Genomic DNA, 15936 nt, shown 5'->3' with positions numbered 1-15936 from the left:
GTTATCTCCGAAAAAGAAAAATCACCTCCCGGATACCGGAAGGTGATTTTTATCATTATACGGTTAACGTGCCCCGGGGGCGCAGTTTCTCCGTAAAAATTCTGTGTAGGTGGCAGAGAGGTGCTCTGAGGTGCCCTCTCCTTCATAGATACCGTGCGAACGGTTGGGGTAGCTCATAAGCTGGAAAACCTTATTGTGTTTCACCAGCGCGTTGATGAGCATTTCCGCGTTCTGGTAATGCACGTTATCGTCTCCCGTTCCATGGATGTACAGCAGCTTTCCGCGCAGGTTCTTCACATAGGTGATGGGCGATCCCTGTATGAAATCTTCCCGGTTTTCCTGCGGCAGACCCATATAACGTTCCTGGTAAATGTTATCGTAGGTAAGCTGGTTGGCAACTGCTGCCACGGCAATACCGGTTTTATAAATCTCCGGATACTGGCCAAGCAGGTTCAGGGTCATGGACCCGCCGCCGCTCCAGCCCCATACTGCCACACGGTCTTTATCTACATAGTTCCATTTCAGGATCTCTTTGGCAGCCATCGCCTGATCGCGGGCATTGAGGATACCCACCTTGCGGTAGATGCTCTTGCGCCAGGTGCGGCCTTTGGGAGCTGGTGTGCCGCGGTTGTCGAGGGAAATGTAGATGTATCCGTCGTCGGGCATGGAGCCGCCGTAGAGCGGGTTGATGCCATTGCCGTAAGTGTCTTTTACGGTGCAGGAAGCAGGCTCTCCGTATACATAGAATACCACGGGGTACTTCTTCGTGGAATCGAACCGCGCGGGCAGGCTCATCCATCCGTCGAGTGTTACACCATCTTCCGTAGTTACCTGGAAGAAGCGGAGATGGCTGCCTTCTTTTATAGCGGCGGCCGCCTTTGCTGCGAAGTCGGTTTTCTTGCTCAGGCTTTCATGCGAAGAGAGGGAAACCACTTCTCTGTCGGGCTGCAACTGGTGGTTCTGGTAACCATGCACGGCATATTTACCACCGGGTGCAATATCGTAAGCATGTGTACCGGGCTGACTGGCGGGGGTAAGACGGGTAGCCTTGCCGCCTGCGATGGGTACCCAGTACAGGTATTGCTGCGTAGCGTTTTCAGGAGAAGCGAGGAAATAGATGCGGCCGTTGGCTTCATCGATGCTCGAAACAGAGATCACATCATAATCGCCGGGGGTAAGCAGGGATTCCTGCGTACCGTCTGCAGAGACGCGGTACAGGTGGCGCCATCCGTCTTTTTCACTCACCCATACGAAGGATTTATTGCCCTGCAGCCAGTCCCAGCCGGTGATGTCGCCATCATCCCAGTACGATTTCACATCGATCCAGGCATTGTCGGTTTCAGTAAGGATGGTTTTGGCGGCACCGGTAGCGGGTTGCAGCAGCATTACTTTGGAAGTATTCTGCTTGCGGTTCAGTTGCTGGATGATGAGCTCCTGCTTGCCGGGCACCCATTCCATACGGGGAATGTAGTGCTGGCGGCTGTCGCCGGGTACCTGCATCCATACGGTTTTTTTGGTGGCGAGGTTTACCACACCCACTTTACAGGGGGAAGGACTTTCACCTGCCTTGGGATATTCCACCGGAATGGTGAAAGAGTAGATGGAATCGGTGTTATTGATCATGAGGAAGTCGCGGATCTGCCGGGCATCAATCTGCCAGTAGGCGATGCTTTTACTGTCCGGGCTCCAGCGAAAACCGTCGCGGCAGCCGAATTCTTCTTCATAAGCCCAGTCGAAGGTACCGTTGATAAGCCGGCGGTTACCGTCTTTGGTGAGCTGGGAGATCTTACCGGTGGCGAGGTCTTCCGTATAGAGGTTATGCCCGCTTACGTATGCCACCTGTTTATTGTCCGGCGATAATTTGGCGAACATAAGAGAAGCTTCCGGGAGCCCTTTCCCGAGCTGACGGAGCTTGCGGGTGGTACGGTCCAGCAGCCAGTAGTCTCCTTTGGTTTCGTAGCGCCATACACGCTTGGTGTTGGTGAAAAGGAGCACGAGCTTTTCGTTGTCTGACAGCTGGAAGCTCTTAACCGATAAGGGTGATTGGGTGCCTGCGGGCGTGAGCAGTTCCGCGGTGATGAACGGAGCGGGCTCCAGGCCGGGAACGGGGATGGAATAGATCTGGTGGCCTTCTTCCTGGTAAAAGGCAGTGCCGGCTTTGTTCCACTGTAGTTTTTGCGCGAAGGTTACGGCGCTGTAAAGGAAGCAGACGCCGATCAATAAAAAGTAACGAATGGGACGCATAGATAGGTTTGAGGTAATTGTTGAAGCCATAAAAATAAGGGTTCCGGGCTAATGCGCCAGAAGCAATTATGTAAGCGGCAACTGACCGGCCCGGTTATTGCATTCCATGGGTGTAAAATGTCATTTGATCAGTTAGGAGCTTGCTATTGTGACATAGAAGCATGACTTTTAATGAAATTATTCATAATAAATTTTGACAATTTATAAATTGTCGTATTTTTATGAAACTTTGATCCTATTGAAAAACTAAGAAAATGGTAACAGTATCTTATTCTTACAAAAACCGAGAGTTCGTGAACCTGGAAGATTCCATCATGAACCAGATCGCTGAAAGCGGCCGGCGTATGTTGTTTGCGTTGCTCGAGCCAATCCACGAAGTGATTGTACAGGAGAACGGTAAGATCCGTATCTGCCTCGATGAGCGGCCAAACATTGAACTGGAAGGTTTTAGTGCGCCTGTCAAACATCAGATCGAATGCACTTTAAGGGGGGAAGAGCTTGAATACTACTGATCCCTTCCGAACACTGAATACGCTACAATTTAACTACTGATATGAAGCGGCGCCTCCCATGGCGCCGCTTTTTGTTTCTCCCAACTGCCTGTTTACGAACCTTTTCCGGGGCCTGCTTGTAATACTGTAAACCGCAAGCTATCCTCACCCGCATACATATCGCCACTACCCTTTTCCTGTTGCTTTGCTTTAAAGCCCATTCCCAAAGGATCGACACGCTGTGGATGGTTAACGGCACCCGTATCATAGGGGAACTGCGCAGCATCACCGTGGGCATCGTTCAGTTTAAGGCCAATGGCAGTGCCGTGCTGAACATCCGCCGTCACAACATCCGCACCCTTTCCGCCACGGTTCACGACTTTAAAGTGGAAACCCTCAACGGCGAGATGTATTTCGGTAAAATTCTCCCTTCCGCCCAAAGCGGCTATATCCATATGATGGGGCAGGATGTAAAGATCACGGAGATCTTTACCCTGTATTACTTCCGGAGCGGCATCTTCAGGCAGGTGCAGGGCAGCTTTTCAGCAGGGTATTCTTTCACGAAGAACTCCGGCACGGGCCGCCTGAATACCGACGCCGCCCTCCGGATGCAGGAGCGCCACTACGAGGTACGCCCTACCATTTCCAGCATCACCAGCTTTAATAAGGATGATTCCGTGAGCCGGGAACGGGAGGATGTGAACATACAGGTGCTCTATGATCTTACCCCTTTCATCTTCCCCGCCATAACGGTGGCTTATGAACGAAACCTGCAACTCGGACTGATACGCCGCTTCTCCCAAAGCGTGGGACTAGGCACCAAAGTACTGCTCAGCCCCCACCTCCATGCCCGGGTAGTAGCGGGCATCGTCATGAACCAGGAGCGTTATATCGACGGCCGCCGAAGCGGTAACATTGCCGAAGTGCCGGTTGCTTTTACCTTCAATGCATTCAAGTACACCGCGCCGGCCGTTAGCCTCGCCACCACCCAAACCCTCTACTTCGGTATCCGCCAACATGGCCGAACGCGCCTGGAAGGCGAAACACGTTTAGCCTGGGAAATCATCACGGATTTCAACGTCAATATCGCGGTGTATAATTCGTACGACAGCCGTCCGTCGGTATCCGCCAACGGCACCTCCGATCTGAGTATGGTGTTCGGTATTGGCTATACTTTCTGACGTATTTCGCCCCTTACCATGGGGTTTTATAATTCCGTCCATTTTACGCAAATTATTCAGCGGAGTGTACCCTTTGCCGTTAGTACGTATACATAACGAATTGACTTCCTGCTTGGTGAATTCCCCTGCCTATTCCGGGAATATTTACACAAATAGGGTTTTGAGGGAGAAAAGCCCCTTTCCCCTGTTTAGATGCGTATTTCAGCTGCCTGGTGGTTTATTTCTCACTAAAGCTCCGGGAAAAAAGGGGGACGCGGGCGGTTCGAAGAACTGAAATTGAGGTTTCCCCTGATTGAAAAGACCAGTTTCTGAGCCTTCAATTATGGTGTAATGACAGATGGTCCGGATCAAAAACGATGGGCCAAACCCCATTTTTGGGCATTATTAAGTGACCTCACAAAAGAGGTCACCCTTTCAAAAGAAGCGTCAGTTTCCGGAAGCCCGATGGGTCAAACCCCAATTTTCAGCAGCATTAAGTGACCTCACAAAAGAGGTCACCCTTTCAAAAGGAGCATCAGTTTCCGGAAGACCGCTGGGTCAATACCCAATTTCCTGCAGTATTAAGTGACCTCACAAAAGAGGTCATCCTTTCAAAAGAAGCATCAGTGTCCGGAAGTCCGCTGGGTCAACCCCCAATTTCCAGCAGTATTAAATGGCCTCACATAAGAGGTCGCCCTTTCAAGAGAAGCGTCAGTTTCCGGAAGTCCGCTGGGTCAAAGACCAATTTCCTGCAGTATTAAGTGACCTCACAAAAGAGGTCATCCTTTCAAAAGAAGCATTTGTTCCCGGTAGGCAGCTGGGATATAACCCAATTTCCCACCTTATGAAGCGACCTCATAAAAGAGGTCATCCCTATAAATGCAGTACTCCTATCGAAGGGAATGATGGGTTAAACCCCAATTACCTGTACTGCCCGACTACCTCACATAAGAGGTCACTCTTCTATTCCGATGTTCCAGTGGTTACTATTTACCGGTTTGGAGTATATAACCAGGTAGTCTGATTACCAATTTCCACAGATTTCATGCATCACTTCCCCGGTCTTTCTTCATAGATGCGGCTATCTTCCGGTAGAGATAAGCCGCCCTTAAGCCGCCTATATCCCGCCCTTAAGCCGCCCATAAGCCGCCCCTATATAAGGGCGGCTTATCCCCGGGATATCCCCGGAAAAAAATAGTGATATAGGCGGTTCACCCTTTCCGCAGGTTCATGCATCTATGGCTTAAACCTTTTATTATATGGCAAGCATAAATGGACCATTTGACTTCGAGGGACCGCTGGGCGGTATGTCGGCCTATAAGATGTATGGTTCCGACAAAGTAATTCTCCGCCAGAAAGGCGGCCCCACCAGGGATCAGATTAAAAATGACCCTGCGTTTGTGCGGACGCGTGAGCTGAATACCGAACATCAGGCCGGTATGCTATTGACCGGAAGCATCCGCCATGCCCTTTTCCCGGTAATGCACCTGGGCGACCCGCAGTTTACCGGGCGCCTCAATGCACTGGGAAAACGCGTGCAGGTACAGGACACCATCAGTGATCGCGGTAAAAGGAATATGTATTTCTCCCGTTGCAGGCACATGCTGCAGGGCTTCTCTCTGAATGATATCCAGGTGTTCGACAGCATCGTCCGCCACCCGGTAACGGTAAGGAATAACCGCGAAGAGCGTTCTTCCGGCATCAGCATCCCGGCCCTCATTCCGGAGGTAAATCTGTTCCCCGTTACGAAAGACCCCTATTACCGGCTGGTTTTGTCGCTGGGGATTGTGAGCGATGTGGTATTTCAGCACGGCATGCCAGTGAAGGAAGACACGCAGGAGGTGCAGATTCACTATACCGACTGGACCAACCGCGGCGCCACATTTCCGGCCACTAATATTGAGCTGCAGCTGGAAACGGAACTGACAGAAGGCATGTCACTGTTGCTGGCGATAGGCGTTGAAATGGGCAGAAAAGACCCGTTCAACGAAACCCGGACCGTGAAGAGGGCGGGTAGTGCGAAGGTGTTAGGGGTATTTTGATCTTGTTTTTTTTGCATGAAAAAGATAGGCCCGGACTTTAATCGCCCGGGCCGGTATCCATTGTGTTATCCAGGGCCTGTCGTTGTTTAGCGGCAGGCTTTTTTGTTTAATCTTCTTTCCCCCCTTTCTCTCCCGTAAACCAATGCTCCTTGTCCCGGAACAGGACGTTGAAGGTGGTAAGGGAGCCGTATATGCGGGTGATGTATTGTTGCATATTCACCTTGTCTTCATCGCTGAGGAGTTTGTGAGCGTTGATCTGCTGCTCCAGTACGCGCAGCCTGTCGCGCACCATCACGATCTTGTGGAAGAACACTTCAATGGGCACATCCTTCCCTTTCTGGCTGCTGTCTTTCGGCGTGAGGGTCATGGTGCCGCCTGTCCAGCGGTCGCCAAGGGGTACTACTTCGGAGAATCCGTTCCAGAGGCGGAGGATCTTGAGCAGGGAGGTTTCCAGCTCGGAAGCGGTTTCTATTTCGGCGGTACGGTTCTCGGAATAGAGCACTTCAAACTTAGGATCGGTTTTATCTACTTCCAGTACGCCTTCATTGATAAATGTCACAACATACTGTGCGTATTTCACGCCGATGATCACGCCCGGCCCGTAGCGCGCATGCTGCACGCGCGAGCCGATGCCTGCGGTCAGTTCTTCCATCATGTCATTTGATTTTAGGTGGCCTAAGATAATAAATGCCCGGATATCAACCGTCGTTTTCAGTGGCATTCACTTCCCGTCCGGAAAAAGAAAGGATGGTATTGATCAGCTTACGGCGCATTTTACGCTCCGTTTCCTTATCGGGCCGCGGTATGAGGAACTGCACCTTGTAATGCACGAGGTCTTTTTTGATCTCCAGGATCTTCAGCGAAAAACTGTTTTCGGTGATATTGGAGGCAAAGGGGCGCAACACGGCTTTGAGGGATTGCTCCAGCTCGTCGGGCGACGACTGGTACTTGAGATCAAGCTCAAACTCGATGGTGAGCTTCTTAATATTCTGCTTGCTCTGGTTCAGCACCATGGTCGAAAATATGACCGAGTTGGGAATGAGCACCAGGTCATCATCATCGTTCTGCAGCACTACGTTGATGAGGGTAATATCGAGCACTTTACCACGATACTCTCCCACCCTGATCTGATCGCCCAGCGACAGCTGGTCGGAGAACATGATGATGAGGCCATTGATCATATTCGTTACATAATCTTTCGTCAGCAGCGCAAAGGCAGCCGCGGCGATGCTGACGCTCACGAACATGTTCACGGGGTTTACCCCGAAAAGAACCATGACCGATACGAGGGCCATGATGGTATTGAGTACGGAACTGATGCGGTTGATGCCCAGCACGAAGTTGTCGCGGGTGAGGCGCTGGAGGTGGTTTTTCTTGAGATACCAGCTGATCATCACCAGCCAGCCAATGGAAATCAGGAGGTTAGCCCCCAGGAAAAGGGAAAGGGCGTTGGAGATGCTGCCCAGTACTTCATACTTGTCGAAGAGCTTCTTCTGTGTAAGATTAATATAAACAACGGCCGCATACACCAGTATTTTGGCGATGAATATCAATACCTGTCTGCGGACTTTCTTCCTGTTATATGTAGCCTGATCTATTACCATTCGGCTACAAATTTACGCAAAATGGAAATTGTCCCGGCAAAATACCACCGGGACAATTTGTTAAATATTATTTCAGATTGAGATCCTTCACGCCGCCTACCTCGGTAGACACTTCGCCGAGCCATCCGCCTTCAGCCCGCATACCCGTGTGTACGCGGATAAAATCGATGCCTTTCAGGTTGGCAGGTTTGCCTTTATCGTCAACCGCCCAGCTGATTTTGATACCGGATTTCTCGTCGCCATTGCTCCAGTTATCGGCATATCCGAAATCCAGCGCAGGGAGTACGTAATAGGAACCGGTGCCCGACTGGTCCCTGAGATGGTCTTCACGGATCTTGGTGCCGCTTAGTACCAGCTTATCTCCTTTCCAGTTAGGGAAATAGTTCTGGGCATGGAAGGAGTTTTTAGAGTAGTAGCCTGATTTGCCCTGGTTGTCGGTCCATTTAATGTAAGTGGAATCGGTGATGAAGGGATAATCGTTGTTGGGGGTAGGTACTTTGTCTGCAGCCGGTTTGTAATACGTGATCTCGTATTTATGCACGGTTTTCTCGTGGTTGTAATCCGATCCTGCGATCTCGTACCATGTATCATCGGGCAAACCGTTGCGATTCACGTCTGCAGATACCTGGATCACACCGGGTTCTGCCCAGTTATTGAAAGCATTGCCCGTAACCTGGAAGTTATAAGCGCCGGGGATGTTTATGATGGTATGGTCGAAGCCCATTACCACATAACCGCCGAAGCCGCCGAGAGAGATGGCGCGGTTGCTCTTCAGGGATTCCTCTGCTTTAGCGATCATTTTCGCGGCATCGTCGCCTTCAGCCCAGGAAGGGAGTACGTTTGTGAACTGGCCGGGGGCGGGTACATAATCGAATACTTTGAATACTCCGTTGGTATAAACCTGAGCGTTCACGGTAACTTTCACGGTTTGCTTTGCTTCACCGGCTGCAGTTTTCACTTTCAGCTCGAGGCTCGTTTCGCCGGGAGCAGCAAATACATGCAGCAGATCGCGGGAGGTGGAAAGGGTATCTGCCCCGGAAAGCCATACATAGGTGGCGCCGTCGGCATTCGTGAGCTGGGGAGCAATACGGAGCCACTGCGACTGGTCGATGGTGAAGCCGCCTGCCGGTGCTTTCAGGTCAATAGCAGGGATCTTTTTCAGTTCTGTGGCGTCGTCGTTCTTTGAACAGGCGGCCACACCGAGGATCAGTGCCAGCGTGGGCCATGATAAATGTCTTTTCATATGTTTAAGGTTGTTTTTTGATAAATAATTATTGCTTTATGGTACAGGGAGGAAAGCGATATGTGCGGGGATGTCTCCGGTTACGACAGACCACTTCTTCTTACCCGCTTTATCAAAGCAGTAAAGTGTTCCGGGCGAAACATAATCGCGTGCATCGGTCACATAGATCTCCTTCGTGATGGGGTGAACCGCAACGCCATAGGGCATTTTGATCTGTTTGTCTGTGCCGTCGGTAATGAAGCTGCCGGGTAAAACGGTTTCCGTTTTAACGTTGAGCATGTTGTAGCTGATGGTCCAGTCGCCGGTGTTGTAGTTGAAGGCGGAGCCGTAGATATAGGCGGTATCTCCTGATAACCAGAGGTTGCTGACAGCGAGGTCAAACATCTTCTTTACCTGGTCCGTTTTCGTATCAATGATATGCAGGGAAGGTTGTACGGTGTAATAATCGCCCCGGGAACTTACGTAGAGATCGCCGTAAGAATCGGCCTTCACATGGTGGAGGTTAATGGCCACATCGATCTTTTTGGTTTCTTTAAACGTTTCCAGGTCAATAACGGAAACGGTGCGGTCGTAGTCCGGCACGCGGTACCCGCCACTGTTGGCTACATACAGCTTCTTCCCTACTACGGCCATTTCTTCCGGCTGGTAGCCTACTATTACTTTGCGGATCACTTTCAGCGTGGCGGTATCCACTTCCGCCACATACCCGATGGGTGCGTTGGGATCTATTTCTACCGGACCGGCATAAGAACTCACATAGGCTTTACCATTGGCAAATGCGAGGTACCGGCAGTTGGGAATATCGATCTGGCCGATGCGTTTGGCGGTAAGGGCATCCATCACCTCCACCTTATTGGATACATTAATTACGGCGTATACTTTACTGCCATAGATGCGGATATCGTTGCCCACATCTCCCAGTTCCTTTACGGCATTGGGGTTGATGGTGGCGTAGATGTTCTTGTTGTATTTACCGGTGGTGTAGTCATAATAATCGAGGGAAGCCTTGTTGCTGCCCATATTGCCTTCGTTGAGCAGGTAGAACCCGAGGTATCCGTTTTCCCCTGCTTCATCTACCGGTGTTACCACCGGAGGCACAATATGATCGCCCTTGCGGCAGGCCGTAGCCAGCAGCCACAGGCAGCACAGTATCCGGAACAGTATTTTATGCATGGTTCGTTATTTTATTACAGTTGCACGCTCAGGATGGCTTTGTAGTTCCTTCCTGGCATGGGATAGTTGAGCACTACATCGTAGTACTGGTTGAAAACATTATTGACCTGGCAGGTGACCGACAGCTCCGTTTTACCGAAACGCATGGCCCGCCTTAACGATAAATCGCTGGTATACCAGGGCTGCAGATAGTTCTCCGGAATATTTGCTTTGGCATTGTAACGCTCACCGGTATAAATAAGACTGTAGTTCATGCCCCAGTCTCCATAATCGGCGCTTGCAATCAGTGACCCGGAATGTTTGGGGGTGTAAACGATCTGATCGCCATAAAAACTGTCTGAGGGATCGGTGAGATCCTGCGCCTGCTGATAGGTATAACTCAGGCGGGCGTTTGTTTTCAGGCGGTCGGATAAGCTTACCGAGGCCCCGGCGCGAACATCCATTCCTTTGATCTTTACAAAGCCGAGGTTCATCATCGTCCAGCGAAACTGGCTTACCGTAGGCACGGCCACTATCTTACCCGTTACCTCATTGTAGTATGCGTCAGCTTCGAGGAAAATAGTTTCCAGCGTATGGCCTGTGCGAGATTTGTTATAGGTAAGGCCGGCGTTATACTGGCGGGTGTATTCCGGATCAAGACGTGAGTTGCCGATTTCGGTATAGTACAGATCGTTGAACGTAGGCATGCGGAAGATGTGCTTGTAGAAGCCCCGCACCCTGAAGTCTTCGTTCTTCAGCGGTTGCCACGACAATACCAGTGAAGGCGTGAATTCCTTTTTAGGTTCCGATGCGGTATTCAGTTTTACGCTTTCGTTCATGAGCGTCATCAGCAAGGCCGCCTGTGCGCTGAAGCGCTGCAGGGTAGCCGATGTGCTGAGTGCGCCCAGCAGGGTGTGCCTCCTCGGGAAAGAGAAATTCCGGAGGTTGGCATGCAGGGTGTTGTACTGATAGTCGGTGGAAAGCCCGGCCGTCCACCAGTTCCTGATCTTGTATTCCTGCGCCAGTGATACATAAGCCTCCCGCTGGCGGTAGTTATTATCTACATACAGCAGCAGCGTATCCGGCGCCAGGTACCGCGTGTAATCGTTGGCGTATTTGGTATTGATGAGGATACTGTAACGGCGCGAAAGGTCTTTCCGGAACTGCGACTGCCAGAAGAAGTTACGGTCCCACTGCCGGTCGATATGCCCGAATACCCCGTTCACCACAAAGCCCGGCAGGCCGCGTTCGGAATTGTAATAGTAGAAGCGCGTTTGCCAGTCGCCCGAAGGGATATTGCCATGGAACGATGCTTCGGCACGGTAGCCGTTTACATCTCCGTTCTTCCGCATGGCCGTAGTATCGTATCCGCCTATTTTACGGTACCTGAATTTGTATTGCCCGTTTGTGTTCAGCCACTCGGCATTGAGGGCCATCACGGTGCGTTTGGTGAGTTGCTGCTGGTAAAGGACGGATGGGTTGAACAGGCTGAACGATCCTGTTTTCACGGTTCCTTTGAGGTGCATATGCTCGCCTTCCGCAAACACCGGTTTAAGGGGTGTGAGGTAAATGGCGGCAGCAGCGCTGTAGTCTTTGGCGGGCTGGAAGGTGTTGCTCTTTTGCCCGTTGTAAAGGGAAACGGCCTGCATGTTTTCAAGAGAAAACTTGCCAAGGTCTATCTGCCCGTTCTGCGCATTACCCAGTTGTATGCCGTCGTAGAATACAGCGGTATGGTTGGTGCCCATACTGCGTACGTCAACGGTTTTGAGGCCGCCTACGCCACCGTAATCTTTAATCTGCATACCGGAAAAAAAGCGGATGGCATCTGCTACTGACTGGCCACCCAGTCTTTGCAGTTGTTTGCCGTGTAATGTTTGTCCGGGTGAGATCTCGCGGACGGGTCGTGGGGCGTATACCCTCACTTCCTGTAGCTCGCGGATCTTCACCGAATCGGACAATTGCTGCGCGGAGGCACTGCCTGCAAATAGCAGGCAGGCTCCGAAGCAGCGGATTTTCCAGGAGGATATCATAGTTATGGTTGCATCACAGTCATGGCAGGGAAGTACCAGCCGTTATAAGTTACTGTCTTCTTCAGGGCGCCGGTTTGAGCGTTGTAGAACAATACGCGGTTCACGTTGCCGGAGAAGGGCCCGTTGATGGTGGTGATCACCAGCTCATCGGTATGATGATCATAGTTTACACCGGAGCCATAGAAGTACTGGCCTGCGGGCAGGGTGATAAACGGTGTTGCCAGTGTGGAAGGCGTACCGATGGTATAGCGGTACAGCCTGGTGCCGTAAGCCCATCCTGCGCCGGGTTGCGCGATGAAGATGTGGTTATTGATGGTGGAAGCCGTCATCTGTACGCTTCTCCATGCGCCGAAAGGTGTTACGGCTTTGAAGGGCATCTTTACAGAATCGATGGCCAGTGTGGTGGGATGGGCAGACATGAGGAGGGAGTCTTTCGCGCCGTATATCCTGCCGTCTTTCCCCTGAACAAAACCGATAGTGGCTTTGAAAGGATTGCCTGCCACTGCATAGGTGGTGGCATTGAGTACCACCATGCCGCTGGTTTGGTTATGCGCAAACACGTAGTTGCCCGCTTTCACCATATTGCCGGTTGCGCCGCTAACGCCGGTTATTTTAGCGCCTATGGCGAGGGTGGTAAGATTGATGGGATAAATGCCGTCGTCTGCACCTATCAGTCCACGGGTAGCATCCAGACCGGTGAAGGACATGCCTTTGCCGGAAACCACGTTGTTTACACGGCCGGTTTCTACCAGGGTGGTAGCGTCTGTCACTACCAGCGGACCGCCGGCTTTAACTACCATATACAGTTTGCCGTTGTGGATGGCGCCGTATTGCAGGGTGTTAGCGAGGCCGCCGAGGTCTTTACCGGGGTTCACGGCATGGTAAACCCAGGGTAGCAGGGTGTCTGCACCATAGGTGTAGAAGAATACGCTGCCGGTTTCAGTACCAAACCAGCCTTCGTTGAGCACATAGAAGCCATTGGCATACTGGCCCAGTACATTGATGCGGTATACGGCAGAATCCTTGCCGCGTGTGGTAGATGCGGTGAAAGTGATCTTGTAGTCGCCCAGTTTGCCGGGCTTGAAAGTGAAGGAGGGTTCGGTGCCTGCGGGTTCGTTGTTAACGGTCCATTTAAAAGAGATGCCTGATTCCTGTGTGAATTCAGGTTTCAGTTCGAGGGACTGCCCCATGGCGATGGTTTGCTCAGGTTTGGCGGCGTGTACTTTGGGGCCGGAGAGCTTTACATCGTTCGATTTGTTACAGGCGGCAACGGCGGCCATCATGGCCATTCCGAGCGCAATGCGTACATGTAGTTTCATATGTAGGTCGTTTTATAGCAAAAACACCCATCCGGGATGCAAATGCATTGATAAGCAACATCACGTTGCTGACAACTGCGCATAGCAATCCACTGGCGCAAAGTGGGTTCGACTAATGAGAATATAACGCCTGAAAGGCTTTACATTCCTGGCTTTTCACCCGAAAGCGTTGAATGGTAAAATACATGAGGCAGGTCTTCTGGCTCTCCTGCTTTACCGGCTGGCCTTCCCTTCCTGACTGGAAAGTGGCTGAAGTGTGCCGATAAAAACGAATGCAGGATTACAGCTACGGGGATAGCTCCGGTATTGCACCGGATTCCCTTTTAATGCGCGCCCCTGGTGAGGGGTCTGCAACCAAATGCGATGCAAACCTACGCTTATGGTTGGAATAAAACAAATGATTCCAGTTATCGCCCTCTCCAACAAATTTGCAGATTGGGGGTTATATTTAGGTATGCAACACGATTTCTCCTGGGAATTCAACGGCCATAAATTCCATGGCATCACCTGGCAGCCGGAACATTACAAGCGTGTAATGGTCATCATCCATGGCATCGGCGAGCATGTGGAACGATATGCGCCGCTGGCAGCATTTTTTAATGCGGAAGGTTATCTCGTAACAGGGATCGATCATTACGGCCACGGCAAAAGCGATGGTAAAAGAGGAGATATACTGAAGCTGGAAGAAATCTTTAATTACCTCGAAGCATTTTTGCAGCAAACGTGGGACCGCTACCCCGCGCCCATGGTTTTATACGGGCACAGCATGGGAGGCGGATTGCTCACCGGGTTACTCTTACGCCGCCAGCCCGATGTGCAGGCTGCAATTATATCCGCTCCTGCCCTGCTGGTAGCCAGTAAGCCCAATGCATTCCTCCGTGGGATATTGCGTGCGGGCGCATCTCTCCTGCCCCGCCTGCGTGTAAAGACACCTTTGGATATTAATAAGATTTCGCACGATAAAAGTGAAGTGGAAAAGTTTGAAAACGACCCTTTGCGCCATCCCTATGCCAGCCTCCGTTTGATGAATATCCTCGTCAGCAACGGGCAATGGTGCCTATCGCATGCCAACAGGCTGCAGATCCCTTCCCTGCTCATGCATGGCAATGCCGATGAGTTCACGAGTGTAGACGGCTCGCGGCAGTTTGCAGCCAAAGCGCCGGATAAATTAGTGACGTATAAAGAGTGGGAAGGCTTGTACCACGAAATGCATAACGAGCCCCAGCGGCAGGAAGTATTCCAGTTTATGGCGGGCTGGCTGAGCGCGGTGCAGCTGCATCCTTTGGATTGATCTGTTACTTTCCATACGATCTCTCGGGGGCATGGTGCAGCAGCAACCGCTATGCTCAACTGATTATTTCCCTTTTACGAACCTGTCGAAGTACGCACGCTCCAGCGCTTCCCGGTGATCGGGATGAGCGAGGCTGATGAGTGCTTTGGCACGCTGCTTCAGGTTTTTCCCGAACAGGTCAACTGATCCGTATTCCGTTACCACCCAGTGGATGTGCCCCCGCGTGGTTACAACGCCTGCGCCTTCTTTCAGGAAGGGCGTAATGCGCGATATGCCTTTATTGGTGACGGAGGGTAATGCAATAATGGGTTTGCCGCCTTCGGAGAGGGATGCGCCGCGGATGAAGTCCATCTGCCCGCCAATACCTGAATACTGATAAGCACCGATTGAGTCCGCACATACCTGCCCGGTGAGGTCGATCTCTATGGCGCTGTTGATGGCTGCCACTTTGGGGTTTTTCCTGATCACGGAGGTATCGTTTACATACCCGATGTCCATCACGCGGATGGATACGTTGTCGTGCACGAATTTATACAGCTTCTCGGTGCCCGTCATGAACGAGGTAACGGTTTTGCCGGCATTGAGCCTCTTGCGGGAGTTGTTGATCACCCCGCTTTCGATGAGAGGTATTACGCCGTCAGACATCATTTCGGTATGCAATCCCAGATCCTTGTGGTGAACCAGGTTGCGCAATACCATGTCCGGTATGGTGCCGATGCCCAGTTGAAGCGTAGCCCCATCTTCTATGAGGGCTGCAATATGCTTTCCGATGCTTTCCACGGCCGGGGTAACGCCTGCGGAGTAATCTACCACGGGAAGCGGTGCTTCGTGCCATACGAGGCTGTGGATACGGCTGATGTGGATGAAGCCGTCGCCATGTGTGCGGGGCATATTGGGGTTCACCTGTGCCACCACATATTTGGCGGTGTTTACTGCCGCACGGGCAATATCTACCGATGTGCCAAGGCTCACATAGCCATGCGCGTCAGGAGGCGATACCTGTATGAAGGCGGCATCCAGCGTGAGGATGTTGCGGTAAAAGAGTTGGGGGATCTCACTGAGGAAGATGGGCACATAATCGCCGGACTCACTATTGGCCACAGCGCGGGTGGCGGCGGAAACAAAGAGGGAGTTGAAGAAAAAGGAGTTGCGAAGCTCCGGTTGGTCGAACTGTACATCGCCAAGGGTGGTAATGCTCACCAGTTCTACATCTTTCAGTTCGGCATGCCTGCTTTGCAGGGCTTTAACGAGTAATTCAGGAGTGGCTGCGCTGCCGTGAATGAAAACGCGCTGTCCGGATTGTATGGGTGCCACAGCAGTGGCAGCGTCGGTATACCGTAGTTCCATGAATAGTGTGAAG

At 51.6% G+C, this 15936-nt stretch carries 12 protein-coding genes and 1 riboswitch; of the genes, 4 read left to right on the top strand and 8 right to left on the bottom strand.

The annotated features are described in order from the left end of the window. Window positions 1-63: 63 nt before the first annotated feature. A complete protein-coding gene (locus DEV76_RS22245) occupies window positions 64-2244 on the bottom strand; it encodes a S9 family peptidase (protein ID WP_109700154.1) in 2181 nt (726 codons plus the stop codon). A gap of 254 nt (window positions 2245-2498) precedes the next feature. Here DEV76_RS22245 and DEV76_RS22240 point away from each other — a divergent pair, with 254 nt between their 5' ends. The 3 genes from DEV76_RS22240 (at window position 2499) to DEV76_RS22230 (ending at window position 5937) form a co-directional block, all read left to right on the top strand. Beyond that, a complete protein-coding gene (locus DEV76_RS22240; RefSeq protein WP_109700153.1) occupies window positions 2499-2756 on the top strand; it encodes a hypothetical protein in 258 nt (85 codons plus the stop codon). Between the two features lie 179 nt (window positions 2757-2935). Beyond that, entirely contained in the window at window positions 2936-3916 is a 981-nt protein-coding gene (locus tag DEV76_RS22235; protein ID WP_157963043.1) for a DUF481 domain-containing protein, read from the top strand. 1238 nt (window positions 3917-5154) lie between these two features. Further along, window positions 5155-5937: a hypothetical protein gene (locus tag DEV76_RS22230; protein ID WP_157963042.1), complete on the top strand. Its 783-nt coding sequence runs from the start codon at window positions 5155-5157 to the stop codon at window positions 5935-5937. 106 nt (window positions 5938-6043) lie between these two features. Here DEV76_RS22230 and DEV76_RS22225 read toward each other — a convergent pair whose 3' ends face one another. The 6 genes from DEV76_RS22225 to DEV76_RS22200 form a co-directional block, all read right to left on the bottom strand. Beyond that, a complete protein-coding gene (locus DEV76_RS22225) occupies window positions 6044-6592 on the bottom strand; it encodes a hypothetical protein (RefSeq protein WP_232827022.1) in 549 nt (182 codons plus the stop codon). Between the two features lie 43 nt (window positions 6593-6635). Continuing rightward, window positions 6636-7541 carry a mechanosensitive ion channel family protein gene (locus DEV76_RS22220; protein ID WP_109700150.1) on the bottom strand — a complete coding sequence of 302 codons (906 nt, stop codon included), beginning with the start codon at window positions 7539-7541 and terminating at the stop codon, window positions 6636-6638. 67 nt (window positions 7542-7608) lie between these two features. Beyond that, window positions 7609-8784: a PKD-like domain-containing protein gene (locus tag DEV76_RS22215; protein ID WP_109700149.1), complete on the bottom strand. Its 1176-nt coding sequence runs from the start codon at window positions 8782-8784 to the stop codon at window positions 7609-7611. Window positions 8785-8820: 36 nt separating this feature from the next. After that, entirely contained in the window at window positions 8821-9957 is a 1137-nt protein-coding gene (locus DEV76_RS22210; protein ID WP_109700148.1) for a YncE family protein, read from the bottom strand. A 14-nt stretch (window positions 9958-9971) separates the two neighbouring features. Further along, window positions 9972-11966, bottom strand: a complete 1995-nt coding sequence (locus tag DEV76_RS22205; RefSeq protein WP_109700147.1) for a TonB-dependent receptor — start codon at window positions 11964-11966, stop codon at window positions 9972-9974. Window positions 11967-11968: 2 nt separating this feature from the next. After that, entirely contained in the window at window positions 11969-13285 is a 1317-nt protein-coding gene (locus DEV76_RS22200; RefSeq protein WP_109700146.1) for a DUF5074 domain-containing protein, read from the bottom strand. Window positions 13286-13457: 172 nt separating this feature from the next. Continuing rightward, window positions 13458-13659, bottom strand: a riboswitch (cobalamin riboswitch). Between the two features lie 80 nt (window positions 13660-13739). Between DEV76_RS22200 and DEV76_RS22195 the strand changes: the two genes are divergently transcribed. Beyond that, window positions 13740-14576, top strand: coding sequence for an alpha/beta hydrolase (locus DEV76_RS22195; protein WP_157963041.1), 837 nt, complete (start codon window positions 13740-13742; stop codon window positions 14574-14576). A gap of 63 nt (window positions 14577-14639) precedes the next feature. On the opposite strand, the gene DEV76_RS22190 is transcribed toward DEV76_RS22195, so the two are convergent. After that, the gene (locus DEV76_RS22190; protein WP_109700144.1) at window positions 14640-15923 is read right to left on the bottom strand and encodes an acetyl-CoA hydrolase/transferase family protein; all 1284 of its coding nucleotides are present in this window, start codon (window positions 15921-15923) and stop codon (window positions 14640-14642) included. Window positions 15924-15936 lie beyond the last annotated feature (13 nt).

Origin of the sequence: Chitinophaga deserti (assembly GCF_003149455.1) — a bacterium.
Lineage (GTDB): Bacteria > Bacteroidota > Bacteroidia > Chitinophagales > Chitinophagaceae > Chitinophaga > Chitinophaga deserti.
Note: the sequence above shows the minus strand (reverse complement) of the source record. Positions and strands in the feature narration are given on the sequence as shown.

Bases quoted from the DNA above. Each gene is read 5' to 3' on its own strand.
- DEV76_RS22245 (WP_109700154.1), bottom strand. From the start codon at position 2,244: ATGCGTCCCATTCGTTACTTTTTATTGATCGGCGTCTGCTTCCTTTAC.
- DEV76_RS22240 (WP_109700153.1), top strand. From the start codon at position 2,499: ATGGTAACAGTATCTTATTCTTACAAAAACCGAGAGTTCGTGAACCTG.
- DEV76_RS22230 (WP_157963042.1), top strand. From the start codon at position 5,155: ATGGCAAGCATAAATGGACCATTTGACTTCGAGGGACCGCTGGGCGGT.
- DEV76_RS22225 (WP_232827022.1), bottom strand. From the start codon at position 6,592: ATGATGGAAGAACTGACCGCAGGCATCGGCTCGCGCGTGCAGCATGCG.
- DEV76_RS22220 (WP_109700150.1), bottom strand. From the start codon at position 7,541: ATGGTAATAGATCAGGCTACATATAACAGGAAGAAAGTCCGCAGACAG.
- DEV76_RS22215 (WP_109700149.1), bottom strand. From the start codon at position 8,784: ATGAAAAGACATTTATCATGGCCCACGCTGGCACTGATCCTCGGTGTG.
- DEV76_RS22210 (WP_109700148.1), bottom strand. From the start codon at position 9,957: ATGCATAAAATACTGTTCCGGATACTGTGCTGCCTGTGGCTGCTGGCT.
- DEV76_RS22205 (WP_109700147.1), bottom strand. From the start codon at position 11,966: ATGATATCCTCCTGGAAAATCCGCTGCTTCGGAGCCTGCCTGCTATTT.
- DEV76_RS22200 (WP_109700146.1), bottom strand. From the start codon at position 13,285: ATGAAACTACATGTACGCATTGCGCTCGGAATGGCCATGATGGCCGCC.
- DEV76_RS22195 (WP_157963041.1), top strand. From the start codon at position 13,740: ATGCAACACGATTTCTCCTGGGAATTCAACGGCCATAAATTCCATGGC.
- DEV76_RS22190 (WP_109700144.1), bottom strand. From the start codon at position 15,923: ATGGAACTACGGTATACCGACGCTGCCACTGCTGTGGCACCCATACAA.